The organism is Curvibacter sp. CHRR-16, from assembly GCF_018474005.1.
Classification (GTDB): Bacteria; Pseudomonadota; Gammaproteobacteria; order Burkholderiales; family Burkholderiaceae_C; genus Allorhodoferax.
In genome coordinates this window covers 164,559-187,391 of sequence record NZ_JAHCSH010000006.1, presented here as the reverse complement: position 1 = coordinate 187,391, position 22,833 = coordinate 164,559, and the positions used below count along the sequence as shown (strand labels likewise).

The following is a 22,833-nucleotide window of genomic DNA, read 5'->3' as shown; positions in this document are numbered from 1 at the left end:
GGCCGAGTGCATGCAGCAGGCTGCAAAAAAGGGACCGCGAGGTCCCTTTTTCATTCCCAGTCGCTGCCACCGCCACTGCCGCCGCTGTCCCAGCTGGCGTCGTTGATGCCGAAGTTGTTGCCGCCCATGTCGGCGTTCACGTCCGGTGCATAGGTGGGTACGGGGTCTAGGTGGGGGGCGGGCGCTGCATGGGCCTCGTTGCCGCCCATGATGCTGCGGCCAATGGCTTCTGCGGCCACCACGCCAGCGCCTACCGCCAAGCCGGTGGCCAAACCTCCAGCGATGCGGCTACCCATGCTGGGTTGGGCTGGGGCTCCATAGCCATTGTTGTAGTGGGGGTTGTAGCCATAGCCGGGCTGGGGGGCTGCAGGGTAAGGGGCTGGCGTGTTCATGCCTGCGCCACTGTCGTAGCCCGTGCCGCTGTAGCTGGCTACTGTTTGCACTTGTGGGCGACGGCTGCGCATCCACAGAATGACACCTATGAAAAACAGTGCCGTCAACCCAACGGGCAGCAGCCAGCTATTGCTTTTGTTGGTGGAGGTAGGCGCGGTGTTGACAGGGCTCGGCGTTGTAGCAGGGGTGTTTTGCACGCGGGTGGTGCCTTGCAATTGGGAGCGCAGTTCTTGAACGGAATGGGCGCTGGCAAACGGCAAGCCGGGGGCCAGTTGTTCGGCAGTGGCGAGCGCTTGGCGAGCCTTGTCCAACAAACCTTGGCGGGCAAACAACTCGGCTTGCACGTAGTAGGCTTTGGCGCTCTTGGGGTGGGCTACCAGTACTTGCTGCACCATGGTTTGGGCTTCTGCCAATTGCCCTGCTTGGGCTTTGGCGTAGATGTCGTTCATGGTGGGTTCTGCAGCCCAAACGGCTTGACCCAAGGCCATACCGGCCACCAAAGCCGAGACGGTGATGGCACGGCGCACGGGGGAAGCAATACGCATAGCGGTGTACTCCAAAACACTAGTAGCCGTTAGATGGGGGTGCAGCGCAAAAGTTCAAGCCACTTGGCGGGGGGCTGCGCCGTGGTCATACAAGGGTTCTAGAGTGGCAGCAGCAAGTCTGCCAAGGCCGGTGCATGGGGGTGGTAGCGTGCGCCGCTGCCCTGAGTCTCCATCACGTCCACTTGGCACAGCGCGTTTTGGCTGGGTTGGAACTGCTGGTACACCCAGCGTGCCAGGGTGCCGCTGTCGCAGTTGGCCAAGCCCGGCAGTTGGCCCAGATGGTGGTGGTCCATGGCTTTGAACAGGGGCTGGAACTGGTGCTTCACGTCGCCAAAGTCCACGGCCCAACCCAGCACTTGATCCAGTGCGGCTTGCAGGTGCAGGCGCACGGTGTAGGTATGGCCGTGCAGGCGGGCGCGGCGGCTGCCGTCGGGGGCTTGCTCAAAGCGCACGGCACTGTCCATGTGGAAGTCTTTCCAGATGCGGAAATGCTGGCCGTTGTAGCAGGCCCCGCAGGAGGCGGTTTCGTACACGCACACATGCTCCAACTCGGGCCACTGGGGGGCTAGGCGCTCCCAAATCCAGCGCGAGAGCAGCTCGCTGGTGGGGTTCTCCAAACCAGCGATGTCGTTCAGGTAGGCGTGGTCTAGCTGCGTGTGCAACAGCACCCAGCGGGCCGCCATGTCATCGTAAGTCCTGTTGGCTGGGCTGACCGGGTTGTCGTGGCGGGTTTGCAGCACCACCGCAAACTGGTGTCCGTGCAGGTTGCCGCACTTATGGCCCAAAGGGACTTTGGGCAGGTAATGCGCAGCATGGAACTGGAAGCGCCGCCAGTAGCGGTACTGCCCTGTAGCAGGCTGCAGGTGCACACCTTGATCGGGTGTGCTGGCCAGGCTCACCGCCGCTTGGGCGTGCGGTGCGCCCTGCTGCAGCAAATGCAGGGCAATGGCGGTGTCGTCGCTGGCAGCCAATAGCTCGTGCAGGGGTTGGTAGTCCAGCCGGGCAATAGCCGCTTGCCATGGAGTCTGCAGGGCTTCTTGGTAACCGCTGCTATAGGCCGGGTTGAGCGTGTGTTGCAGCGCGTGCACGGTGGCCTGAAAGTGGTGACCGTGCACGCGCTGTGCGGGGTGCTGGGCCGAAAGTTCTGCCACGCGGCGCGCTGCCTCAAACGGGAGGGTGACGCAACTGGTGCTGTGGGCGAGGGCTGGCGTGTGCGGCATAAGGTGCGGGTGGATAGGGTGGCAGCGCTTAGCGGATAGCCAAGATTTTGTGCGTTTGCAGGCTCAAACTCCACTGGGGGTGGGCCATGCAATAGTCCACTGCGGCTTGTGTGTGTTGCTGGCGCAGGGTGGGGTTGGCCGTGTCCAGTGGCTGCAGCCGGAAGTGCTCAAACGCCCAACTGGCGCACTCGGCGGGGTCTATCCCATCTTGCGGGTAGACCAGTTTGAGCTCGTGCCCTTGGCGTTGCACGATGGTGGTGCCCGCTTTAGGGCTGACACACACCCAGTCCAAGCCCGGTGTGGCAGGCAGCGTGCCATTGGTTTCTACGGCAATATAAAAGCCTTGCGAGTGCAAGGCATCTACCAGCGCAGGGTCGATTTGCAGCATGGGCTCGCCACCAGTCAGTACCACAAAGCGCTGCCCGTTGTGGCCTGCGGGCCAGTGCTGGGCGATGGCTTGGGCCAGAGCTTGCGCGCTGCTGTATTTGCCCCCGGCTGTGCCATCGGTGCCGACAAAGTCGGTGTCGCAAAAGCGGCATTGCGCACTGGCGCGGTCTTCTTCGCGGCCTGACCACAGATTGCATCCGGCGAAGCGGCAAAACACCGCCGGGCGACCGGCATGCGCGCCTTCGCCTTGCAGGGTGTAGAAAATTTCTTTGACGCTGTATGCCATGGGGTGCCTACAGGGGGCAAATGCTCGCTGGCGGCGCGGGGCTTAGCCAGCCAGCGCAGCCTTGACAGCAGCGGACACGGCAGCCATATCGGCTTTGCCAGCCAAACGGGTTTTGGCTGCGCCCATCACCTTGCCCATGTCACCAGCACCCGAGGCACCCAGTTCGGCTACCAAAGCTGCCACAGCGGCTTGTACTTCTTCGGTGCTCATGCGAGCGGGCAAATAGGCTTGCAGCACCAGCATTTCGGCTTTTTCTTTGTCGGCCAAGTCTTGGCGGGCTGCCGATTCAAAGGCGGCGATGCTGTCTTTGCGCTGCTTGATGAGTTTGTCCACCAGTGCAACCACGCCCGCATCGTCCAGTACCACGCGCTCGTCCACTTCTTTTTGCTTGACGGCAGCCAGCAGCAGGCGGATGGTGGCCAAACGCTCGCTGTCTTTGGCGCGCATGGCGGTTTTCATGTCTTCGGTGATCTGGTCTTTGAGGGCCATGGTGTGCTCCTAGAGGAATAAAAATAAAAAAGCCCGCCAAAGCGTCCCTTGGCGAGCTTGTCGAGCCTTGATTGCCCGCTGTAACTGAAAAATCAGTACATCTTTTTGGGCAATTGCATGCTGCGGATGCGCTTGTAGTTGCGCTTCACGGCGGCTGCTTTCTTGCGCTTACGCTCGGTAGTGGGTTTTTCGTAGAACTCGCGAGCGCGCAAGTCAGTCAGCAAACCCAGTTTCTCGATAGTGCGCTTGAAGCGACGCAGAGCAACTTCAAACGGCTCGTTTTCTTTAACACGGATGGTTGTCATTACGTAATGTTTCCATAGGTGCTGTCGCCAGTCGAAGGGTAAGATCAATTCCTTTCGCCACGTGCAGCGGTTTTTCCTGTCGTCTTTAACTAGTATGGCAGACAGGGATGTGCCAGCAAAGCCGAGCATTATAACCGCTTGTTGGCGCATAGCAAGGGTTCCTCTTTCCGGTTCAGGCATGTTTGAAATCAGCCAAATCCAATGTTTTGTCGCCGTTGCCGAAGAATTGCACTTTGGCCGTGCCGCCAAGCAGTTGCATATGACGCAATCCCCACTGAGTCGGCAAATCCAGTTGCTGGAACACGCCGTGGGTGCGCAGCTACTCGAGCGTGGTCGCGGTGCGGTGCAGCTTACCCCCGCAGGCAAGGCGTTTTTGCCCGAAGCCCAACGCATTTTGCAGTGGTCGCACGAGGCCATTGCTGCAGCACGGCGCGTGGCCCATGGAGATGCGGGAGCCATCACACTGGGCTTTACCGCAGGCCTTGGCTGCAGTGTGGTGCCACAAGTGTTGGCGCGCATCAAAAGCCACATGCCCGGCGTGCAGTGGCAGCTGCGCGAGTTGCCCACCGCAGCCCAATTAGACGGTTTAAGCCGTGGAGTGATTGATCTGGCCTTTGTGCGTCCACACCCCTCCATCCATGCCCACGCACACCGCTATTTGCACGATGACAGTTGGGTGCTGGCTGTTCCACAACAGCACGCCGCGCAGTGGCCCGATGCCGTGCCGTTAGAGGCCCTGCACCAGCGTCCCGTGCTGATGTATGCGCCGCAAGAGTCGGCGTACTTTCACCGTGTGGTGCAGTCGTGGCTGGATGCGCAAGGTGTGCAGCCGCAGGTGGTGGAGTACGTTTCGCAAGTGCACACCATGCTGGCACTGGTGGGGGTGGGATTGGGGGTGGCTTTGATTCCGGCCCAACTGGCCAAGCTGCAGTTGCCCGGTGTGGTCTTGCGCACGGTGCAAACCGCAGCACCCTGTGCGGTGCAGTCCTTGGTGTGCTACCGCGCTGGGGCGGATAACCCGGTGTTGCAACGGGTGTTGACCGAAGTGCTGCCGGTGTTTTTGCAGGGGTGAGTGGGGTTGCAACCAATATTTGCATCGGTCTAGCCAGTTTTTGCACCGCTGACGGGCAGCCCTGCACCTATGCTTTGGTGCATGCCCCCCTTGCTTGGGGGCGTTTTAGGAGACTGACATGACCGCACCTATCGTTCAAAGCATGCGCGTGATCCCTGTGGCTGGGCGCGACAGCATGCTGCTCAACCTGTCTGGCGCGCATGCGCCGTTTTTCACCCGCAACATCGTCATCCTGACCGATAGCGCAGGCCACACCGGTTTGGGCGAAGTGCCCGGCGGTGAAAAAATTCGCCAGACGCTGGAAGATGCACGCCCCTTGGTGGAGGGGCAATCGATTGGCAACCTCAACGCGGTGCTGCAGCGCATGCGGTCGCAATTTGCCGACCGCGATGCTGGAGGGCGAGGCCTGCAAACCTTTGATTTGCGCACCACTATCCATGCCGTGACGGCGGTGGAGTCGGCCCTGCTTGACCTGCAAGGCCAGTTTTTGGGGCTGCCCGTGGCCGCCTTGCTGGGCGAAGGCCAGCAGCGCGAGCGCGTGCAAATGCTGGGTTACCTTTTTTATGTGGGCGACCGCACCAAGACCGACTTGCCCTATGCTGCCCCCGGTAGTGAAGGCCCCCATGCCGATGACTGGCAACGCCTGCGCCACGAAGTGGCCATGACGCCCGAGGCGGTGGTGCGCTTGGCCGAGGCGGCGCATGCCCGCTATGGCTTTGCCGATTTCAAGCTCAAAGGCGGTGTGTTGCGTGGCGAAGAGGAGGTGGAGACCATTCGCGCCTTGCACGAGCGCTTTCCGCAAGCGCGCATCACGCTAGATCCCAACGGGGGCTGGTTGCTGCAAGACGCTATTCGTTTGATGCGCGACATGCATGGCGTGGTGGCCTATGCCGAAGACCCGTGCGGTGCCGAAGAGGGTTTCAGTGGCCGCGAGGTGATGGCCGAGTTTCGCCGCGCCACAGGCCTGCCCACAGCCACCAACATGGTGGCGACCGATTGGCGGCAAATGGCGCATTCGCTGGCGCTGCAAAGCGTGGACATTCCGCTGGCCGACCCGCATTTCTGGACCATGGCTGGCAGCGTGCGCGTGGCGCAAACCTGCCGCGATTGGGGGCTGACTTGGGGGTCGCACTCCAACAACCACTTTGACATTTCGCTGGCCATGTTCACCCATGTGGGCGCGGCTGCGCCGGGCAAGGTCACAGCCATCGACACCCACTGGATCTGGCAAGACGGCCAGCGCTTGACCAAAGAGCCTTTGCCAATCCGCGAGGGCTATGTGGATGTGCCGAAAAAGCCCGGTCTGGGCATCGAGATCGACATGGCCGAGGTGGAGAAGGCCCATGCCTTGTATTTGGAGCATGGTCTGGGCGCGCGTGACGATGCCATAGCCATGCAATACCTGATACCGGGCTGGAAGTTCGACAACAAGCGGCCCTGCTTGGTGCGCTAATTGTCGTTCAGGCGGCGTGAGTCAAAGCCCACCCGCACCGCGCCCCAGTGGCGTCCCGCCAAGTAGACGGGTATGGAGAGGTCGTTGATGACCTCTCCGGTGTCACGCATATAGGTTTGGAATAGAAAAGGCTGGGTATTGGTTGCCAGTTTTTTGCCCACCGGGTCGTCAAAGATGCGTTTGTGGCGGCACTGCACCAAATCCACCGCGGGGTCCCCACTAGGCGCTTTGGAGAATTTGCTGTTATGCGCAGGGGCATAGCCTTGGTTGTCTACCGCCAATGCGTAGACGCAGCCATCCAGTTGCCCCAGTGTTTGGTCAAACAGGGCCTGCAAGGCTTGGTCTACATGGCGGTCATAGGCTGTGGTGTAGCGCGGTGGATTGGATTGGGGGATTTGCTGGTAGTGCTGGTCGAACACATCGACCCCCTGGGTGCGGGCTTTGTCGAGCAGTCGGGTGGTGTCGCGGCACAAGGATTGGGTGGTGGTGAGCAGGGCATCAAAAACTGTGCCGCCAGTGCGAAATTCGGCCAGCACACCTTGCATGTCCTCGGTGTCGTGGCGCAATTCGTCCACGCGCTGGGCCGATTCGGTCATGGCCTGTGCGACCTCTTGTGCAGCGCTGGATACGGTCTCGATGCGCTGGTTCATGCTGCGGTTGATCTGGGTCAGCTCTTGCATGGCTTGCACGATGGTGTCTATGGTGCCATTCATGGCCTGCATGTCGTGCACAAAAGCGCCAAAGCGCTGGGTGGCTGAGCTCGCATCGCGCACGCTGGCGGTGATGTCGTCGTTGATGGCTAGCGTGCCTGTGCTGGTGGTGGCCACCAATTGCGTCATGGTGCGGCTGTGCTCGCTGATTTCGGTGGTTTGGTCGTTCACACGGGCAGCCAGTTTGCGAACCTCATCGGCCACTACCGCAAAGCCACGGCCCGCATCGCCTGCGCGTGCCGCTTCGATGGCGGCGTTGAGGGCCAGCAAATTGGTTTGCATGGCAATGCTTTGGATGATGGTGCCAATTTCGCCAATGGCTTTGGCGCCTTGGGCTAGCTGTTGAACGGTGCTGCTGAAGCTGGCGATGCTCGCCTCCATGTGCAGCAGGCGTTCTTGCATGGCCTGCAGCTCGTGCATGGAGGTCATGGCCGCTTCCAAGTTGTGCGCCGACTTGTCCGAAATGGCGCTGGCCCCGTTCTCCACTTGTTCTGACAACACAATCACGCGCTGCGCCTCTTGCCGCAACTGCTTGGCTTGGTCGCGCTGGTGGCTGGCTTTTTGCGCGCTCATGTCCACTTGGCGCTTGAGATGGGCTGCAGCAATGGCGGTGCGAATGCTGCCCCCCCGGGCGTGCAATACCAGCGTGCGCGTGCGCTGCAACAAGGTGGCGACGGCGCGCCCTAGCGGGGTGATGCGGTTGATGGGTGCATCGAGTTCGGCACGGCCTTTGTTCAGGGCTTGGATGGTGCCGCGCGTGGTGCGCACGCGGGAGAGTAGGGCTGAGAGTGCGGACACGACTAGTTTTTTGCTATGGAGAGTAAACCAACGATAAACCATGATGCCGTAGCCCCCAGCTCCATGCGCTAGGGTTAACCCGCTTTAGCGGGGGTAAAAGCCGTTAACTGACGCCAAACTGACGCTACTGTGCCTCCAGGGCCTGCGCGCAAGCCCATGCACTGGACCAGGCCCACTGGAAGTTGTAGCCTCCCAGCCAGCCGGTGATATCGACCACCTCGCCAATGAAGTGCAGGCCGGGCTGTTGCTGGCATTCCATGCTCTGGCTGGACAGGGCGCTGGTGTCCACGCCACCCGCCATCACTTCGGCTTTGCGGTAGCCCTCGGTGCCGCTGGGGCTAATGTCCCAACGCAATAGGCGCTCGGCCAACGCACGCAGGGCGTTGTCGCTGGCTTCCACCACGGGGCGTTCCCATTGGTGCCCCAGTGCTTGGCCTTGCGCAACCCAGGTGTCGGCCAAGCGCTGGGGCAGCCACTGGGCCAAGGTGTTGGCAATGAGCTTGCGCGAGCCTTGGCGCTTGGCTTGCAGCAGAGCGTCCTCTAGCTGGGCAGCCTCGCTGCTGTCTTGCCCAGCCAGCAGGTTCAGGCGTATGGGGGTGCCCGCTTGCCAATAGCTGGAAATTTGCAGCACCGCCGGGCCCGACAGGCCGCGGTGGGTAAAGAGCAAATCTTCGTCAAACTGCATCGCCTGCTTTTTGCTGCCGGTGCTGATGCGCACGGGCAGTGACAAACCGGCCAGCGCGGCAAAGGGTGCCCATGCCTGCGCATCAAACGTGAGGGGCACCAGCGCTGGGCGTGTGGCTTGCACTGCGATGCCGAACTGCTTGGCCAACTGCAGACCCCAGTCGCTGGCACCAATCTGTGCAATGGGCAAGCCACCTGTGGCCACGACCAGAGAATGGCAGCGTTGCACACCGCGATCGCTATCAATTTCATAGCGCATGCAGCTTGATCCATGCGCTGTCTGGCCATTTTCATGGGGTACAGGCAGGGCGCGTACGCTGCGCACGCTGCAGGGCTGCCAGCGTTCGACGCGGCCTTTGTCGCATTCGGTCAGCAGCATTTGGATGATGTCGTCGGCCGAGCGGTCGCAAAACAGCTGGCCTTTGTGCTTTTCGTGAAACGCAATGCCGTAGCGCTGCACCAGCGCCACAAAGTCGGCGGGCGTGAAGCGCGTCAAGGCCGATTTGGCAAAGCGCGGGTTGGCTCCCAGGTAGTTGCGCTCACTCACCTGCAGATTGGTGAAGTTGCAGCGCCCACCGCCAGAGATGCGGATTTTTTCCGCTACTTTGGGGGCGTGGTCGATGAGCAGCACGCGCAAGCCGCGCTGGCCTGCCACGCCTGCGCAAAACAAGCCCGCTGCGCCAGCGCCGACGATGATGGCGTCCCACTCTTGCTTGTGGCTCATGCAGCCACCATGTCGTGGGCCAAGCGCACGATGCGCTCAACCTGTGTCGCAATGGGGGCCGGTGCTGGCAGTGCGCCTGCCATTACCTGCAGGGTGTATTGGGCTGTGGCAGCAGCGTCCAAGCTGGGCAGCGTGGGCAGTGCGTCCAGCGAGCCGCTTTGCGCCTCGTACCGTTGCAGGGAGGTACCGTGCAGCAGCGCATGCATGGGCGGGAGGCGGCGGGCGTCGGCCACGGCCTCGCCTTCGGTGCCGCGCAGCAGCAGCGCAGTATTGCCCATGAGTTGCAGCGTATCGGCCATGCTGGTGGCGTATTCGGGGTGGGTGTAGCTGCTCACCAGCACCATGGGGCCGGTGGTGGGATTCATGAGTTTGACCAAGCTGTGCGCTGGGTTGCGCAGCCCCACGCTACGACGTACCTGCAGCAACCGCACCAAAGCGGGACTCAGGGATTCGGTGGGGGCAAAGTGCAGCATGCCGACTGCCAGCGAGGTATCACTTTGGTGTGGGTCTTTTGCTATGGTTTTTATAGCTGATTGAGCTTGTGTGGCAAGCTCTGCGAGCACTTTTTCTATGAAAACCCGGCTGTCTTCGGTGGCGCAGCCGTGGATCAATACCCGGCAGTGGCGGGTGTGTTCGTGCTGCTGCAGGGCTTGCACCAGCAGCAAACCCATCAGTGGCACTAGCAGCGGTTGTTTGCGGGCACCGTTGTAGCTGGGGATGACGATGGTGGGGGCTCCGGCGGCATCTAGCCGGGCCATGCGCTGATGGGCTGCGTCCAAAAAGCCCGCCATCTCGGCAGGCTCTTCCCCTTTGATGCGCATGGCGACGCAAAAAGCGCCCAGTTCCAGGTCGCTGACGTGGCCGTCCAGAATTTGCCCCATCAGGTCAGCGGCCTGCTCTCGGCTTAGGGGGCGAGCGCCTTCTTTGCCGCGTCCAATCTCTTTGATGTAGTGTGCAATCGCCATGCGCAATCCTTGTCAGTGCTTGGGGCGCCTATGCGCCACTCTGTGATTTTGAATGGGGCGATTGTCGGGGCTTTGCCTTGTTACAGGCGTGAATGGCAGCCAAGTTTGGTTGCAAGTTTGCAAATAAGAATTATTCGCATATAGAATGCTCGCATTCAGAGGAGATATCTATGTGCGATGCATGCGAAAACCCGGAACACAAACCCCACACTGGCTCGCGCCGCCGCCGCTTGTGGGATTTACCCCATTCCTGCCATTGCCCGGTGGTGGGGGTGTGCTTGCCACTGGATGTGTTGCGCAAGATCGTTAACAAGGTGTTGGCAGGCCGTGTCATGGCCGATGACTATGAAGTGCATGTGGGGGCGGTGGCTGAATGTATGAAGCGCAACCGCTTGTCCGACGCACTGCAAGATGAGCTCGACAGGCGCTATGCCATCACCATCCAGTCGTACAAAGGCATCAAAACCACCTTGGAGTTGTCGCAACGCTGGACGCAGGCCATTGAGGCGGGTGATGTGGCCGGTGCGTTTTGGGCGGCCTTGACCCATCCACGTTGCGATGAGGTATTCCAAGAAGTGCTGCTGCGCGATATGCACATGATTCAGCACCAAGCAGGGGCTGCGCGGCGGGTGGATATCCACCGTGTGGAGGCTTTGGCACAAGAAAATGGGGTGTTGATGCGCGAGCTGGCGCGGGCCCAAGAGCGCAGCAGCAAAACCATCCAAGAAAAAAGCCAAGAAGTGGATCGTTTGCAGGCCGATTTGCTCAAGCAGCGCGCCGAAGGCGTGTACCAACACACCCGCATCCACTATTTGGAAGGGGAGTTGGCCAGCTTGCGTGCCCAAGGCCCAGATAGCCAGCAAAGCGACAAACTGCAGCGCAAGCTGGACCAAGCCCAAGAGCGCAACAACACCTTGCAAGGGCAGTTGGCCGATTTGCGCCGTCGATTGGATGCCCTCTCCATCGAGCGTGACCAATGGCAACAACGTGCAGAGGCCTTGGGGCGTGCGGCCCAGCAAGAGCCAGTAGCCCCTGCCAAGCCGGTGGTGGAGCATCCCATCCATTGGATGGACAAAACCGTGCTGTGCGTCGGTGGGCGCAGTGGCAATGTGGCCAGTTACCGCGATGCGGTCGAGCGCATGGGGGGGCAGTTTGTGCACCACGACGGGGGGCTGGAGGACAGTAGCAGTGGCTTGGAAAGCAGCTTGGCATCGGCCGATTTGGTGATTTGCCAAACCGGTTGCATCAGCCACAACGCCTACTGGCGCGTAAAAGACTATTGCAAACGCCACGGCAAGCAGTGCGTTTTTGTGGAAAATCCGAGTACTTCGTCCCTGCTACGAAGTTTGGAAGGAATACAGACATGAACGAAATCGACAGCAAAAGCGCCATCGAAGCCCTTAACCACATCATGGAGTTGGAGCTCGCTGGCGTGGTCAAGTACACCCACTACTCTTTGATGGTCTACGGCTACAACCGCATTCCAATCGTGTCATGGCTCAAGGGCAATGCCACCGAGAGTTTGGACCACGCCCACAAAGCCGGTGAGTTGGTCACGCAAATGGGGGGCCACCCATCGCTCAAGATCGGTGCTTTGCTGGAAACCGAGCAGCACGACATTGGCGACATCCTGCGCGAAAGCTTGGAGCACGAAAAAACCGCGTTGGCCGCCTATTACAAGTTGCTGGCTATTGCAGAAGGCAAGTCCGTTTTGCTGGAAGAGTACGCCCGCGAAGCCATCGTGCAAGAAGAGTTGCACTTGGATGAAGTGAACAAGATGCTGCGCCGCCCCGGCGACGTTCACGCATTCCGCGAGTGACAGCACGCATGCTGGTTCTGGGGATTGAATCGTCGTGTGACGAAACCGGCGTGGCCTTGGTGCAAACGCAGCAGCAGGGCGTACCCTTGCTGCTGTCGCATGGCTTGCACAGCCAAATTGCCATGCACCAAGCCTACGGCGGTGTCGTGCCCGAACTGGCCAGTCGTGACCACATCCGCCGGGTAGTGCCTTTGGCGCGCCAGGTGCTGCACGACAGCGGCAAAGCCATGGTCGATGTGGATGTGGTGGCCTACACCAAAGGCCCTGGTTTGGCGGGTGCCTTGCTGGTAGGGGCTGGTGTAGCCTGTGCTTTGGGCGCAGCGCTGGGCAAACCCGTGCTCGGCGTGCACCACCTCGAAGGCCATTTGCTCTCGCCGTTCCTGAGTGCGGATCCGCCCGAATTCCCCTTTGTAGCCCTGCTGGTGTCGGGCGGCCACACGCAACTGATGCGTGTGGATGGTGTGGGCCGCTACGAGATTTTGGGCGAGACGATTGACGATGCGGCAGGCGAGGCCTTCGATAAATCGGCCAAGCTCATGGGCTTGGGTTACCCCGGTGGGCCAGCGCTTTCGAAGCTGGCTGAACAGGGGCAGACGGATGCCTTCAAGCTGCCGCGCCCCCTGCTGCACAGCGGTAACCTCGATTTTTCATTCGCCGGTCTCAAGACGGCGGTGCTCACCCAGTCGCAACGCCTAGGCGCTGATCTTGAAGCGCGCAAGGCCGATCTGGCGGCCTCCACGCAGGCGGCCATCGTCGAGGTGCTGGTGAAAAAGTCGCTCGCGGCGCTGGACCAGACCGGTATGAAACGCCTGGTGGTGGCCGGTGGTGTGGGCGCCAATCGCCACTTGCGTGAACAGCTCAACGCGCAATGCGCCAAACGCAAAGTGCGTGTGCATTACCCCGAGCTGCACCTGTGCACCGACAACGGCGCCATGATCGCCATGGCCGCGGCGATGCGTTTGCAGGCGGGGCAACAGGAGGCCACACGCACCTATGCGTTTGACGTGAAGCCGCGCTGGCCGCTGGATATGCTCAGTCAGTCGGCCTAAGTAAGTAGGCACGAGTCATATGGAGACGCTTGCCGAGATGGTCTTTATTGGCGAAATCGTGCAGCAGGCAAAGATTGCGAAACTGGCTTCTGAGCGTCTGAGGGCTACTAACGATCATTTCGATGAACTCGAAGTTTGGAGCTCAATCCAATCAATCCTTGCTGCTGCTGCGAATGTCTCCAAGATTCTCTGGCCTTCACGGAAGCTGTCTACGGAGCGGGGAATGAGGCTACGGAGGTTGCTAAATGTTGATGATGACAACTTGCTTGCTGATCGAAAGTTCCGGAATCATTTTGAACATTACGACGAACGAATTGAAGACTGGTTCATAAAGCATGGCTCTGCGGTCTACAGAGATTCGATCGTTAACTCATTCGGTTCGATTTGGGGGAACAATCCCCCAAATGATCATCGGGCCTATAACCCTGTGACTCAGACACTGACGTTTCGTGGCGAATCTGTGGATTTGGCAGCGTTGCTGAATGCGCTTGAAGAGATTCGGCATGAATGTCTCCGCTTCGCACTGCCGTAAATAGACTCGTCGTACGAGGCAGGTTTTACTGGATCGAATAAAAAGGCCGCGAAGTTCGCGGCTTTTTTTGTTTCGTCGTCGAGGCGAGATCAGTTGATCGTCAGCTTCACCGCCTTACTTTCCGGCGCGACCTTGGCGAGCTTGAGCGTCAGCACACCGTTTTCGAGCTTGGCTTCGCTCTTGCTCACATCAATGTCTTGCGCCAGCTCGTAGGCAGCTTTGTACTGGCGCTTGGCTTCGGGCAAGGTTTCAATGCGGATGACATTTCCTTCAATGCCGATGGACAGCTGTTCGCGGGAGACGCCAGGCACATCAAAGGTGAGTTCGAAGGCGGCGGTGTCTGCATTGGCTTGGGTTTCAGTGGCAGGGGCGGTGTCGCTGAAGAAGCGGTCGAAAGCGCGCAGCGAAGGGTGGAAGGCAGAGTGGCGGATGACGGGGACAAACAGCATGGTCGTACTCCTGGTTAAGTGGTTCAGTCCTTGGCGCTGCGGTGAGCGCTGCGCCATGAGGTCTAACTAGGCCCGGCCCCGCGGCTTTTCAAGCGGAAGGCAAGGAAGAATATTTTTCGCAGCCGGGCCTTGAAATTGACCCCGGAATATTTATTTGCTTCGACCCTTGGCTGGGGCTGGGGCATGTGAGTAAGTACTCCGGTTGGGCGATTCGGGCTATAATCTCCGGGCTTTGCATGGTGCAAGCGCACGCCAGTAGCAGTTCCAGCCGCTGGCGCAAGTTGAAAACCTGGGACTTGCCCGTCGCGCGTAGCGGCAGGCTGCCCTATTGAAGGAAATGAAAATGATCGCCTCTAGCGTCAAGGCCGAAGTTATCAAGGCCAATGCCCGCGCCGCTGCCGACACTGGTAGCCCCGAAGTTCAAGTTGCTCTGCTGACCGCACGCATCAACGAACTGACTCCCCATTTCAAGACCCACGCCAAGGACCACCACGGTCGCCGCGGTCTGTTGCGCATGGTCAGCCGTCGCCGCAAGCTGTTGGACTACCTCAAGGCCAAAGACGCAGCCCGTTACTCTGCTCTGATCGCCAAGCTGAACCTGCGTAAGTAAGCAAGGTCGCGAATGCTAAAAAGCGCCTGAGTTAGTGGTCTAGCTCAGGCGTTTTTTACTTCAATTATTCAATCGGACACACACAAACAGAGCGGCGCTGTGTCATTCCATAGCTTCAAAAAAGCGTGCAGCTATGGAATGGCATCGTGGACTGTGGTGTGGGCTCCGCGCAATCGAGGTGGCGTACATCTCGCTAGCTCAACAAGGAGATAAACCATGAGCATGTTCAACAAAGTCAGCAAGACTTTCCAATGGGGTCAACACACCGTCACGATGGAGACCGGCGAAATCGCCCGCCAAGCCACGGGTGCTGTGCTGGTTAACGTCAATGACACCGTGGTGTTGGCCACGGTGGTGGCATCCAAGTCGGCCAAAGCGGGCCAAGACTTCTTCCCCTTGACCGTTGATTACCTCGAAAAGAGCTACGCAGCGGGCAAGATTCCCGGTAGCTTTTTCAAGCGCGAAGGCCGTCCCAGTGAATACGAAACACTGACCAGCCGCCTGATCGACCGCCCCATTCGACCTCTGTTCCCAGAAGGCTTCTTCAACGAAGTGCAGGTGGTGGTGCACACCGTGTCGCTCAACCCCGAAGTGGATGCCGACATTCCCGCCATGATCGCTACCAGCGCTGCGTTGGCTATCTCTGGCATTCCGTTCACCGGCCCCATTGGCGCGGCCCGCGTGGGTTACATCAACGGTGAATACGTGCTCAACCCCGGTCAAACCCAGCGCAAAGACTCGGCCATGGATTTGGTGGTGGCGGGTACCGAAACTGCTGTGCTGATGGTGGAGTCCGAAGCCCTGCAACTGTCGGAAGAAGTGATGCTGGGTGCGGTGGTGTTTGGCCACGACCAAGGCAAGGTTGCCATCAACGCCATCCACGAATTGGTGCGTGACGCTGGCAAACCCGCTTGGGACTGGCAGCCTGCCCCCAAGAACGAAACCCTGATTGCCAAGGTGGAGGCCTTGGGCAAAGACAAGCTGGTGGCCGCCTACCAAATCCGCAACAAGCAAGCCCGTACCCAAGCCTGCCGTGCTGCTTATGCCGACGTGATGGCTGGTTTGACCGCCGATGGCGTGGAATTCGACAGCGTGGCCGTCGAAGGCCTGCTGTTCGAGATCGAGGCGAAGATTGTGCGTGGCCAAATTTTGGCGGGCGAACCCCGCATTGATGGCCGCGACACCCGCACGGTGCGTCCCATCGAAATCCGCAACAGCGTGCTGCCCCGCACCCATGGTTCTGCATTGTTCACCCGCGGTGAAACTCAGGCCTTGGTGATTGCCACTTTGGGCACCGAGCGCGATGCGCAAAAGATTGACGCTTTGGCTGGCGAATTCGAAGAGCGCTTCATGTTGCACTACAACATGCCTCCCTTTGCCACAGGCGAAACAGGCCGTGTGGGTACACCCAAGCGCCGCGAAATCGGCCACGGTCGTCTGGCCAAGCGTGCGTTGGTAGCGGTGCTGCCCAGCAAGGAAGAGTTCCCCTACAGCGTGCGCGTGGTGTCTGAAATCACCGAATCCAATGGTTCCTCTTCCATGGCGTCCGTCTGTGGTGGATGCTTGTCCATGATGGATGCAGGTGTGCCACTGAAGGCGCACGTTGCGGGTATTGCCATGGGTTTGATCAAAGAAGGTAACCGTTTTGCGGTGCTGACTGACATCTTGGGTGATGAAGATCACTTGGGCGACATGGACTTCAAGGTGGCAGGTACCACCAACGGCATTACCGCGCTGCAGATGGACATCAAAATCCAAGGTATCACCAAAGAAATCATGCAAGTGGCCTTGGCCCAAGCCAAAGAAGCTCGTATGCACATTCTGGGCAAGATGCAAGATGCCATGGGCGAAGCCAAGACCGAAGTGTCCAACTTCGCGCCCAAGCTCTACACCATCAAGATCAATCCCGAGAAAATTCGTGATGTGATCGGCAAGGGTGGCGCAGTGATTCGTGCTTTGACCGAAGAAACCGGTACCCAAATCGACATCGCCGAAGATGGCACCATCACGATTGCCGCTACAGACGGGGTAAAGGCCGATGAAGCCAAACGCCGCATTGAGGCCATCACTGCAGAAGTGGAAGTAGGCAAGGTCTACGAGGGGCCTGTAACCAAGATTTTGGATTTCGGTGCGCTTATCAATCTGTTGCCCGGCAAAGACGGTTTGCTGCACATCAGCCAAATTGCCCATGAGCGTGTGGAAAAGGTCACTGACTATTTGGCCGAAGGTCAAATAGTCAAGGTCAAAGTGTTGGAAACCGATGAAAAGGGTCGCGTCAAGCTGTCCATGAAGGCATTGCTGGATAAGCCTGCTTCAGTAGCGCCGGTTGCAGCACCAGAGGCGGCTCAATAAGTTTTGCCAGAGGTGTCTTGCATGAAAAAGAAACTGGTTGCGGGCAATTGGAAAATGCATGGCAGTCAGCTTGCCAATGTAGATCTGTTGTCTGAACTTGTCCACGGTCTTGCAAGCACTGCGCCAGCCTGTGATGTGTTGGTGTGCCCACCAGCTGTGTATGTGGCCCAAGTGGCAGCGCTGTTGCAAGGCAGTGTTGTACAGCTTGGTGCCCAAGATGTCTCGGCCCAAGAGGCTGGGGCATTCACAGGCGAAGTATCTGCAGCCATGCTGGCTGACTTGGCGGTGCGTTATGCCATCGTAGGGCACTCAGAGCGCCGCAAATACCATGGGGAAACCGATGCGCTGGTGGCGTTGAAAGCGCAGCGCGTCTTGGCTTGTGGTGTGACTCCCATTGTGTGTGTGGGAGAAACTTTGGAAGAGCGCGAGGCGGGTCATGCGTTTGAGGTGGTCAAGCGTCAGCTAGCCGCAGTGATTCACCACAACAAACATTGTGTAAGCGAGGTGGTGGTTGCGTATGAGCCGGTCTGGGCGATTGGTACTGGCAAAACGGCTACGCCAGAGCAAGCGCAAGAAATACACGCAGTCCTACGGGCGCAGTTACAGGCTGCTACGGCCCATGCAGATAGGGTGCGCATTTTGTATGGTGGCAGTGTCAATGCAGCCAATGCTGCGGCATTGTTTGCCTTGCCGGATGTGGATGGTGCACTCGTTGGTGGTGCATCTCTTAAAGCAGCAGAATTTTTGTCCATTGTGGCTGCTGTGCAGTGAATGAATTGAAGGAGTGAGTGATGGGATTTTTGTCTGGACTGATCATGACAATCCAACTGCTGTCCGCAGTGGGCATGATTTTTTTGATCTTGTTGCAGCACGGTAAGGGTGCGGACATGGGTGCGGCGTTTGGCAGCGGCAGTTCTGGTAGTTTGTTTGGTGCTACTGGTGGTGCCAATTTCTTGTCGCGTACAACGGCAGTGCTGGCTGCGGTATTTTTTGTGTGCACCTTGGCTTTGGCTTTTGTCGGTGGTGTGCGCCCCGATAACTCGAGTTCTGTGCTGGGTTCTGTACCAGCGACTGCGGCCCCCGTTGCACAACAAGCAGAGCAAGCTGCGCCAGTCGTACCCACTGAGCCTGCTAAGGCAGTGGATCAGATTCCAGCCAAGTGATTTTCTCTGCAATTCCTTCATTAAGAGGGGGCATTTCAGAGTAAACTCTCATGCTTGTGAATGAGCTAATGCTGTAAGGCAATCCTCACGCAAGTTCACGGACTGAGAGCAGCCGTCGTGGTGAAATTGGTAGACACGCTATCTTGAGGGGGTAGTGGCGAAAGCTGTGCGAGTTCGAGTCTCGCCGACGGCACCAACAAATAAAGCTCGCTTCAGTCATGCTGCAGGTGGGCGTAACGAAGGTCTTGTACACACGATGAGCCTCGAACAATATCTCCCCGCGCTTCTCTTTATTTTGATTGGTGTGGCCATGGGCGTTTTGCCCCAATTGATTGGTTACATCTTGGGGCCTAACAAGCCTGACGCAGCCAAAAACTCCCCATATGAATGCGGCTTCGAGGCATTCGAAGATGCGCGCATGAAGTTCGATGTGCGCTATTACTTGGTTGCTATCCTTTTCATCTTGTTTGATTTGGAAACGGCTTTTCTGTTTCCTTGGGCTGTTACCCTGAAGGAGCTCGGTATGTGGGGCTTTTTGGTCGGGGTTGAATTCGTTGTAGTGCTGACCATTGGGTTTGTCTACATGTGGAAAAAAGGCGCCCTGGATTGGGAGTAATGCAATGATTGAAGGTGTGTTGAAAGAAGGCTTCGTCACCACGAGCTACGACACGGTGATGAACTGGGCCAAGACGGGTTCTATTTGGCCTATGACATTTGGATTGGCCTGCTGTGCCGTTGAAATGATGCACGCAGCTGCGGCGCGTTATGACCTCAGCCGTTTTGGTGCAGAGGTCTTCCGTGCCAGCCCGCGTCAGTCCGATTTGATGATTGTTGCTGGAACCCTGTGCAACAAAATGGCTCCTGCCTTGCGCAAGGTTTACGACCAGATGTCGGAACCTCGTTGGGTTATCAGTATGGGCTCCTGTGCTAACGGCGGTGGTTACTACCATTACAGCTATTCGGTTGTACGCGGCTGTGATCGCATCGTGCCGGTGGATGTCTATGTGCCAGGCTGTCCTCCTACTGCCGAGGCTTTGGTGTATGGCATTTTGCAGTTGCAGCAAAAAATTCGCCGCACCCAAACTATTGCGCGCGCATAAGGGAAGCACATGTCTACGTATGCAGTAACTCCGGCAGCCATAGAGGCTGCAGTGCGCGCCGCTGTTGGGGATAAGGTTAAAGCCCTCTCTACAACTTTTGATCAAGTTGAATTGCAAGTATCAGCTGCCAATTGGTTGGATGTTGCGCAGGTTTTGCGCGATGCCGCTGGTTGCCAGTTTGAGCAATTGATTGATCTCTGCGGCGTTGATTATTCCGAGTATGGTGCCGGACTTTATGAAGGCCCGCGCTTTGCTGTAGTGGTTCAGTTGATGTCGATCGCATTGAATCAGCGTTTGCGCGTCAAGTTGTTCCTGGACAGCGATGACTTTCCGATCCTGTCATCGGTTGCGGGTGTTTGGTCATCAGCTAGTTGGTTGGAGCGTGAAGCATTTGACTTGTACGGCATTGTGTTTGAAGGCCATACCGATTTGCGCCGTATTTTGACCGACTACGGTTTTATCGGTCATCCATTCCGAAAAGATTTTCCATTGTCTGGACACGTCGAAATGCGCTACGACGCTGAGCAAGCGCGCGTGGTCTACCAGCCTGTATCGATTGAGCCGCGCGAAATCACACCGCGCATCATCCGTGAAGAGCACTATGGGGACCTGCACTGAGCAGATTGAGCCATGGCAGAAATTAAAAACTACACTTTGAACTTTGGTCCGCAGCACCCTGCAGCACACGGGGTGTTGCGCTTGGTGCTGGAATTGGATGGTGAAGTCATCCAACGTGCAGACCCACACATTGGTTTGCTGCACCGCGCCACTGAAAAATTGGCTGAGAGCAAAACATTCATCCAAGCACTGCCTTACATGGATCGTCTGGACTATGTGTCCATGATGTCCAACGAGCATGCTTATTGCTTGGCTTTGGAAAAGCTGCTTGGCATTGAGGTGCCTATTCGTGCGCAATACATCCGTGTGATGTTTGCGGAGATTACCCGTATCTTGAATCACTTGATGTGGTTGGGTTCTCACGCTAACGACATTGGTAGCTCGACGATGCTGATGTACACCTTCCGTGAACGGGAAGACCTCTTCGATATGTACGAAGCGGTATCTGGTGCGCGTATGCACGCAGCATATTTCCGTCCTGGTGGTGTGTACCGTGATTTGCCCGACACCATGCCGCAATTCAAGGCTAGTAAGGTGCGCAATCAAGCGGGTGTGAATTACCTGAATAGCAATCGCCAAGGTTCCTTGTTGGATTTCATTGAGGATTTCACACGCCGTTTTGAAACGTACGTCGAGGAATACCACACGCTTTTGACCGAGAACCGGATCTGGAAGCAGCGTACGGTAGATATCGGTGTGGTTTCACCTGAGCGTGCATTGAACTTGGGTTTTAGCGGACCTATGCTGCGTGGCTCTGGTATTGCTTGGGATTTGCGCAAAAAGCAACCCTACGAGGTCTACGATCAACTTGAATTTGACATTCCTGTCGGTAAGACTGGCGATGTCTATGATCGTTATCTGGTTCGTATGGAAGAGTTGACCCAATCCAATCGCATTATCAAACAATGCGTGGACTGGTTGCGCGTCAATCCTGGTCCGGTGATTACCGATAACCATAAGATAGCTCCACCTAGCCGTGAAGCCATGAAGACAAGCATGGAGGAGTTGATTCACCACTTCAAGCTTTTCTCAGAGGGGTTCAAAGTCCCCGAAGGCGAGGCTTATGCTGCTGTTGAACACCCTAAGGGTGAGTTTGGTATTTACATCATCAGTGATGGCGCAAACAAACCCTATCGGTTGAAGATTCGTCCTCCCGGTTTTGTGCACTTGTCGGCACTCAATGAAATGTCTGCAGGCCATATGCTGGCGGACGCTGTTTCCATTATTGGAACCATGGATATTGTTTTTGGAGAGATTGACCGATGATCTCTGAAGCTACACGCGCAAGATTTGACCGCGAGGTCGCTAAATACCCGGCCGAGCAGCGCCAATCGGCAGTGATGGCTTGCTTGGCCATCATCCAGCAAGAACAAGGGTATGTGAGTGCTGAAAGTGAGCGTGATTTAGCCCAGTACTTGGGTATTGCACCTATGGCTGTGCACGAGGTCACCACTTTCTACAACATGTACAACCAAAAACCGGTTGGCAAATTCAAGCTCAATGTCTGCACCAATCTTCCATGCCAACTGCGTGGTGGTAATGAGGCTTTGCGGCATCTGGAGGAAAAGTTGGGTGTGCATATGGGCGAAACGACAGCCGATGGTTTTTTTACATTGCAGCAAAGCGAGTGCTTGGGTGCTTGTGCTGATGCACCAGTGATGTTGGTGAACGATCGCAAGATGTGCAGTTTCATGAGTCATGACAAACTGGATCGCTTGGTGGATGGCTTGCGTACTGCGGAGGGACAAGCATGAACGTATCCCAAGTGCTGGAGCAGTTTTCCTCCTCTGGGGTTGAGACTTGCTTTCACGATCGCCATATCAATCCACAAATTTATGCCGATTTGAATGGTGCCAACTGGTCTTTGAATGATTACGTTGCGCGCGGTGGATACCAAGCGTTGCGCAAGATATTGGGCAAAGATGGCTCTGAAGGCATGAGCCAAGACCAAGTGATTGCCACTGTCAAAGAATCTGGATTGCGTGGACGCGGTGGCGCGGGCTTCCCGACTGGCTTGAAATGGAGTTTCATGCCGCGTCAGTTCCCTGGTCAAAAATACTTGGTCTGCAATTCCGATGAGGGGGAGCCAGGGACGTGCAAAGATCGCGACATCTTGATGTTCAACCCACACATCGTGATTGAGGGCATGATCATTGCGGCCTATGCCATGGGCATCACTGCAGGCTACAACTACATCCACGGTGAGATTTTCGAGGTCTACGAGCGTTTTGAAGCGGCTTTAGAAGAGGCCCGTGCAGCAGGCTATCTGGGTAATAACATCCTAGGTTCTGACTTTAGCTTCCAGTTATACGCCGCGCATGGTTTTGGTGCCTACATTTGCGGCGAAGAAACAGCGTTGCTGGAGTCGCTGGAGGGCAAAAAAGGTCAACCACGCTTTAAGCCGCCATTTCCAGCCAGCTTTGGTTTGTATGGCAAACCAACAACCATCAACAACACAGAAACCTTTGCGGCAGTGCCATGGATTATTCGCCACGGCGGTGCAGCTTACTTGGCATGCGGTAAGCCCAACAACGGGGGTACCAAAATTTTCTCTGTCAGTGGTGATGTGGAACGTCCTGGCAATTATGAAATTCCTTTGGGCACTCCATTTTCAAAACTCTTGGAGTTGGCTGGCGGTGTTAAAGGTGGTCGCAAGCTCAAAGCGGTGATTCCTGGTGGTTCTTCAGCGCCTGTATTGCCTGCAGACATCATCATGGAATGCACCATGGATTACGACTCAATCGCTAAGGCGGGTTCCATGCTCGGGTCTGGCGCAGTCATCGTGATGGACGAAACCCGTTGCATGGTGGAGTCATTGCAGCGCTTGAGCTATTTCTACATGCACGAGTCGTGTGGCCAATGTACGCCATGCCGTGAGGGTACGGGTTGGCTCTCTCGCATGGTGGATCGTATCAAGGGTGGTGAAGGCCGGCCCGGTGATATGGATCTGTTGGACAACGTGGCAGAAAACATCCAAGGGCGCACGATCTGTGCTTTGGGGGATGCTGCTGCTATGCCTGTGCGTGCAATGCTGAAGCATTTCCGCCATGAATTCGAAGACCACGTGCAGAACAAAAAATGCACGACTGGTAGCAATGCCTGACTGAGTG

General features: G+C 57.5%; 25 protein-coding genes and 1 tRNA gene. 17 read left to right on the top strand and 9 right to left on the bottom strand.

Features of this window, described 5'->3' with window-relative positions:
- Positions 1–50: 50 nt before the first annotated feature.
- From KIK84_RS14285 to rpsU, 5 genes are all read right to left on the bottom strand, one after another.
- Positions 51–938 carry a tetratricopeptide repeat protein gene (locus KIK84_RS14285; RefSeq protein ID WP_214123769.1) on the bottom strand — a complete coding sequence of 296 codons (888 nt, stop codon included), beginning with the start codon at positions 936–938 and terminating at the stop codon, positions 51–53.
- Between the two features lie 98 nt (positions 939–1,036).
- Complete coding sequence (locus KIK84_RS14280; RefSeq protein WP_214123768.1) at positions 1,037–2,158, bottom strand: 6-pyruvoyl trahydropterin synthase family protein; 1,122 nt, start codon at positions 2,156–2,158, stop codon at positions 1,037–1,039.
- A 28-nt stretch (positions 2,159–2,186) separates the two neighbouring features.
- Positions 2,187–2,831, bottom strand: a complete 645-nt coding sequence (gene queE / locus KIK84_RS14275; protein WP_214123767.1) for a 7-carboxy-7-deazaguanine synthase — start codon at positions 2,829–2,831, stop codon at positions 2,187–2,189.
- A gap of 42 nt (positions 2,832–2,873) precedes the next feature.
- Positions 2,874–3,320, bottom strand: a complete 447-nt coding sequence (locus KIK84_RS14270) for a GatB/YqeY domain-containing protein (protein WP_214123766.1) — start codon at positions 3,318–3,320, stop codon at positions 2,874–2,876.
- Positions 3,321–3,412: 92 nt separating this feature from the next.
- On the bottom strand, positions 3,413–3,625 hold the full coding sequence (rpsU, locus tag KIK84_RS14265) for a 30S ribosomal protein S21 (RefSeq protein ID WP_214123765.1): 213 nt from the start codon (positions 3,623–3,625) through the stop codon (positions 3,413–3,415).
- 178 nt (positions 3,626–3,803) lie between these two features.
- Between rpsU and KIK84_RS14260 the strand changes: the two genes are divergently transcribed.
- Both KIK84_RS14260 and gudD read left to right on the top strand, forming a co-directional pair.
- Positions 3,804–4,697: a LysR family transcriptional regulator gene (locus tag KIK84_RS14260; protein WP_214123764.1), complete on the top strand. Its 894-nt coding sequence runs from the start codon at positions 3,804–3,806 to the stop codon at positions 4,695–4,697.
- A gap of 118 nt (positions 4,698–4,815) precedes the next feature.
- A complete protein-coding gene (gene gudD / locus KIK84_RS14255; RefSeq protein WP_214123763.1) occupies positions 4,816–6,150 on the top strand; it encodes a glucarate dehydratase in 1,335 nt (444 codons plus the stop codon).
- Here gudD and KIK84_RS14250 read toward each other — a convergent pair.
- The 3 genes from KIK84_RS14250 to ybiB all read right to left on the bottom strand — a co-directional run bounded on the left by KIK84_RS14250 (position 6,147) and on the right by ybiB (position 10,031).
- Positions 6,147–7,658 (bottom strand): methyl-accepting chemotaxis protein, encoded by a 1,512-nt coding sequence (locus tag KIK84_RS14250; protein WP_349815939.1) that lies wholly within the window; start codon positions 7,656–7,658, stop codon positions 6,147–6,149. The genes gudD and KIK84_RS14250 overlap by 4 nt on opposite strands.
- A 124-nt stretch (positions 7,659–7,782) precedes the next feature.
- Positions 7,783–9,066, bottom strand: coding sequence for a BaiN/RdsA family NAD(P)/FAD-dependent oxidoreductase (locus tag KIK84_RS14245; protein WP_214123762.1), 1,284 nt, complete (start codon positions 9,064–9,066; stop codon positions 7,783–7,785).
- The gene (ybiB, locus tag KIK84_RS14240; RefSeq protein WP_214123761.1) at positions 9,063–10,031 is read right to left on the bottom strand and encodes a DNA-binding protein YbiB; all 969 of its coding nucleotides are present in this window, start codon (positions 10,029–10,031) and stop codon (positions 9,063–9,065) included. Before ybiB ends, KIK84_RS14245 begins: the two co-directional genes overlap by 4 nt.
- 170 nt (positions 10,032–10,201) lie before the next feature.
- On the opposite strand from ybiB, the gene KIK84_RS14235 reads away from it, so the two are divergent.
- The 4 genes from KIK84_RS14235 to KIK84_RS14220 are packed head-to-tail and all read left to right on the top strand — an operon-like array spanning position 10,202 to position 13,431.
- The gene (locus tag KIK84_RS14235) at positions 10,202–11,398 is read left to right on the top strand and encodes a DUF2325 domain-containing protein (RefSeq protein ID WP_214123760.1); all 1,197 of its coding nucleotides are present in this window, start codon (positions 10,202–10,204) and stop codon (positions 11,396–11,398) included.
- The gene (locus tag KIK84_RS14230) at positions 11,395–11,850 is read left to right on the top strand and encodes a ferritin-like domain-containing protein (RefSeq protein WP_214123759.1); all 456 of its coding nucleotides are present in this window, start codon (positions 11,395–11,397) and stop codon (positions 11,848–11,850) included. The genes KIK84_RS14235 and KIK84_RS14230 overlap by 4 nt, the downstream gene beginning before the upstream one ends.
- Positions 11,851–11,858: 8 nt before the next feature.
- Positions 11,859–12,899 carry a tRNA (adenosine(37)-N6)-threonylcarbamoyltransferase complex transferase subunit TsaD gene (gene tsaD, locus KIK84_RS14225; protein WP_214123888.1) on the top strand — a complete coding sequence of 347 codons (1,041 nt, stop codon included), beginning with the start codon at positions 11,859–11,861 and terminating at the stop codon, positions 12,897–12,899.
- A 19-nt stretch (positions 12,900–12,918) separates the two neighbouring features.
- Positions 12,919–13,431 carry a hypothetical protein gene (locus tag KIK84_RS14220; RefSeq protein ID WP_214123758.1) on the top strand — a complete coding sequence of 171 codons (513 nt, stop codon included), beginning with the start codon at positions 12,919–12,921 and terminating at the stop codon, positions 13,429–13,431.
- Positions 13,432–13,520: 89 nt separating this feature from the next.
- Here KIK84_RS14220 and KIK84_RS14215 read toward each other — a convergent pair whose 3' ends face one another.
- Entirely contained in the window at positions 13,521–13,880 is a 360-nt protein-coding gene (locus tag KIK84_RS14215) for an Hsp20/alpha crystallin family protein (protein ID WP_214123757.1), read from the bottom strand.
- 343 nt (positions 13,881–14,223) lie between these two features.
- Here KIK84_RS14215 and rpsO point away from each other — a divergent pair, with 343 nt between their 5' ends.
- The 11 genes from rpsO to nuoF all read left to right on the top strand — a co-directional run bounded on the left by rpsO (position 14,224) and on the right by nuoF (position 22,826).
- Positions 14,224–14,490 (top strand): 30S ribosomal protein S15, encoded by a 267-nt coding sequence (rpsO, locus tag KIK84_RS14210; protein WP_214123756.1) that lies wholly within the window; start codon positions 14,224–14,226, stop codon positions 14,488–14,490.
- Positions 14,491–14,706: 216 nt separating this feature from the next.
- Positions 14,707–16,842 (top strand): polyribonucleotide nucleotidyltransferase, encoded by a 2,136-nt coding sequence (gene pnp, locus KIK84_RS14205; RefSeq protein ID WP_214123755.1) that lies wholly within the window; start codon positions 14,707–14,709, stop codon positions 16,840–16,842.
- Between the two features lie 21 nt (positions 16,843–16,863).
- The gene (tpiA, locus tag KIK84_RS14200; RefSeq protein WP_214123754.1) at positions 16,864–17,613 is read left to right on the top strand and encodes a triose-phosphate isomerase; all 750 of its coding nucleotides are present in this window, start codon (positions 16,864–16,866) and stop codon (positions 17,611–17,613) included.
- Positions 17,614–17,633: 20 nt separating this feature from the next.
- Positions 17,634–18,005 (top strand): preprotein translocase subunit SecG, encoded by a 372-nt coding sequence (secG, locus tag KIK84_RS14195; RefSeq protein WP_214123753.1) that lies wholly within the window; start codon positions 17,634–17,636, stop codon positions 18,003–18,005.
- A 111-nt stretch (positions 18,006–18,116) separates the two neighbouring features.
- A tRNA-Leu gene (locus KIK84_RS14190) sits at positions 18,117–18,201 on the top strand.
- A gap of 60 nt (positions 18,202–18,261) precedes the next feature.
- Positions 18,262–18,621, top strand: coding sequence for an NADH-quinone oxidoreductase subunit A (locus KIK84_RS14185; protein WP_214123887.1), 360 nt, complete (start codon positions 18,262–18,264; stop codon positions 18,619–18,621).
- Between the two features lie 4 nt (positions 18,622–18,625).
- The gene (locus KIK84_RS14180) at positions 18,626–19,105 is read left to right on the top strand and encodes a NuoB/complex I 20 kDa subunit family protein (protein WP_214123752.1); all 480 of its coding nucleotides are present in this window, start codon (positions 18,626–18,628) and stop codon (positions 19,103–19,105) included.
- Between the two features lie 9 nt (positions 19,106–19,114).
- The gene (locus tag KIK84_RS14175; protein WP_214123751.1) at positions 19,115–19,723 is read left to right on the top strand and encodes an NADH-quinone oxidoreductase subunit C; all 609 of its coding nucleotides are present in this window, start codon (positions 19,115–19,117) and stop codon (positions 19,721–19,723) included.
- A 12-nt stretch (positions 19,724–19,735) separates the two neighbouring features.
- Positions 19,736–20,989 carry an NADH-quinone oxidoreductase subunit D gene (locus KIK84_RS14170; RefSeq protein ID WP_214123750.1) on the top strand — a complete coding sequence of 418 codons (1,254 nt, stop codon included), beginning with the start codon at positions 19,736–19,738 and terminating at the stop codon, positions 20,987–20,989.
- The gene (nuoE, locus tag KIK84_RS14165; RefSeq protein ID WP_214123749.1) at positions 20,986–21,477 is read left to right on the top strand and encodes an NADH-quinone oxidoreductase subunit NuoE; all 492 of its coding nucleotides are present in this window, start codon (positions 20,986–20,988) and stop codon (positions 21,475–21,477) included. Before KIK84_RS14170 ends, nuoE begins: the two co-directional genes overlap by 4 nt.
- Complete coding sequence (nuoF, locus tag KIK84_RS14160) at positions 21,474–22,826, top strand: NADH-quinone oxidoreductase subunit NuoF (protein WP_214123748.1); 1,353 nt, start codon at positions 21,474–21,476, stop codon at positions 22,824–22,826. The genes nuoE and nuoF overlap by 4 nt, the downstream gene beginning before the upstream one ends.
- The last annotated feature ends 7 nt before the right edge of the window (positions 22,827–22,833 follow it).

Excerpts from the sequence above, each read along its gene's own strand:
- rpsU (WP_214123765.1), bottom strand. The coding sequence starts at position 3,625 with ATGACAACCATCCGTGTTAAAGAAAACGAGCCGTTTGAAGTTGCTCTG.
- KIK84_RS14180 (WP_214123752.1), top strand. The coding sequence starts at position 18,626 with ATGATTGAAGGTGTGTTGAAAGAAGGCTTCGTCACCACGAGCTACGAC.
- KIK84_RS14230 (WP_214123759.1), top strand. The coding sequence starts at position 11,395 with ATGAACGAAATCGACAGCAAAAGCGCCATCGAAGCCCTTAACCACATC.
- secG (WP_214123753.1), top strand. The coding sequence starts at position 17,634 with ATGGGATTTTTGTCTGGACTGATCATGACAATCCAACTGCTGTCCGCA.
- KIK84_RS14170 (WP_214123750.1), top strand. The coding sequence starts at position 19,736 with ATGGCAGAAATTAAAAACTACACTTTGAACTTTGGTCCGCAGCACCCT.
- KIK84_RS14285 (WP_214123769.1), bottom strand. The coding sequence starts at position 938 with ATGCGTATTGCTTCCCCCGTGCGCCGTGCCATCACCGTCTCGGCTTTG.
- pnp (WP_214123755.1), top strand. The coding sequence starts at position 14,707 with ATGAGCATGTTCAACAAAGTCAGCAAGACTTTCCAATGGGGTCAACAC.
- nuoF (WP_214123748.1), top strand. The coding sequence starts at position 21,474 with ATGAACGTATCCCAAGTGCTGGAGCAGTTTTCCTCCTCTGGGGTTGAG.
- KIK84_RS14245 (WP_214123762.1), bottom strand. The coding sequence starts at position 9,066 with ATGAGCCACAAGCAAGAGTGGGACGCCATCATCGTCGGCGCTGGCGCA.
- gudD (WP_214123763.1), top strand. The coding sequence starts at position 4,816 with ATGACCGCACCTATCGTTCAAAGCATGCGCGTGATCCCTGTGGCTGGG.
- KIK84_RS14270 (WP_214123766.1), bottom strand. The coding sequence starts at position 3,320 with ATGGCCCTCAAAGACCAGATCACCGAAGACATGAAAACCGCCATGCGC.
- KIK84_RS14235 (WP_214123760.1), top strand. The coding sequence starts at position 10,202 with ATGTGCGATGCATGCGAAAACCCGGAACACAAACCCCACACTGGCTCG.
- nuoE (WP_214123749.1), top strand. The coding sequence starts at position 20,986 with ATGATCTCTGAAGCTACACGCGCAAGATTTGACCGCGAGGTCGCTAAA.
- queE (WP_214123767.1), bottom strand. The coding sequence starts at position 2,831 with ATGGCATACAGCGTCAAAGAAATTTTCTACACCCTGCAAGGCGAAGGC.
- ybiB (WP_214123761.1), bottom strand. The coding sequence starts at position 10,031 with ATGGCGATTGCACACTACATCAAAGAGATTGGACGCGGCAAAGAAGGC.
- KIK84_RS14220 (WP_214123758.1), top strand. The coding sequence starts at position 12,919 with ATGGAGACGCTTGCCGAGATGGTCTTTATTGGCGAAATCGTGCAGCAG.
- KIK84_RS14185 (WP_214123887.1), top strand. The coding sequence starts at position 18,262 with ATGAGCCTCGAACAATATCTCCCCGCGCTTCTCTTTATTTTGATTGGT.
- rpsO (WP_214123756.1), top strand. The coding sequence starts at position 14,224 with ATGATCGCCTCTAGCGTCAAGGCCGAAGTTATCAAGGCCAATGCCCGC.
- KIK84_RS14175 (WP_214123751.1), top strand. The coding sequence starts at position 19,115 with ATGTCTACGTATGCAGTAACTCCGGCAGCCATAGAGGCTGCAGTGCGC.
- tpiA (WP_214123754.1), top strand. The coding sequence starts at position 16,864 with ATGAAAAAGAAACTGGTTGCGGGCAATTGGAAAATGCATGGCAGTCAG.
- KIK84_RS14215 (WP_214123757.1), bottom strand. The coding sequence starts at position 13,880 with ATGCTGTTTGTCCCCGTCATCCGCCACTCTGCCTTCCACCCTTCGCTG.
- KIK84_RS14260 (WP_214123764.1), top strand. The coding sequence starts at position 3,804 with ATGTTTGAAATCAGCCAAATCCAATGTTTTGTCGCCGTTGCCGAAGAA.
- tsaD (WP_214123888.1), top strand. The coding sequence starts at position 11,859 with ATGCTGGTTCTGGGGATTGAATCGTCGTGTGACGAAACCGGCGTGGCC.
- KIK84_RS14280 (WP_214123768.1), bottom strand. The coding sequence starts at position 2,158 with ATGCCGCACACGCCAGCCCTCGCCCACAGCACCAGTTGCGTCACCCTC.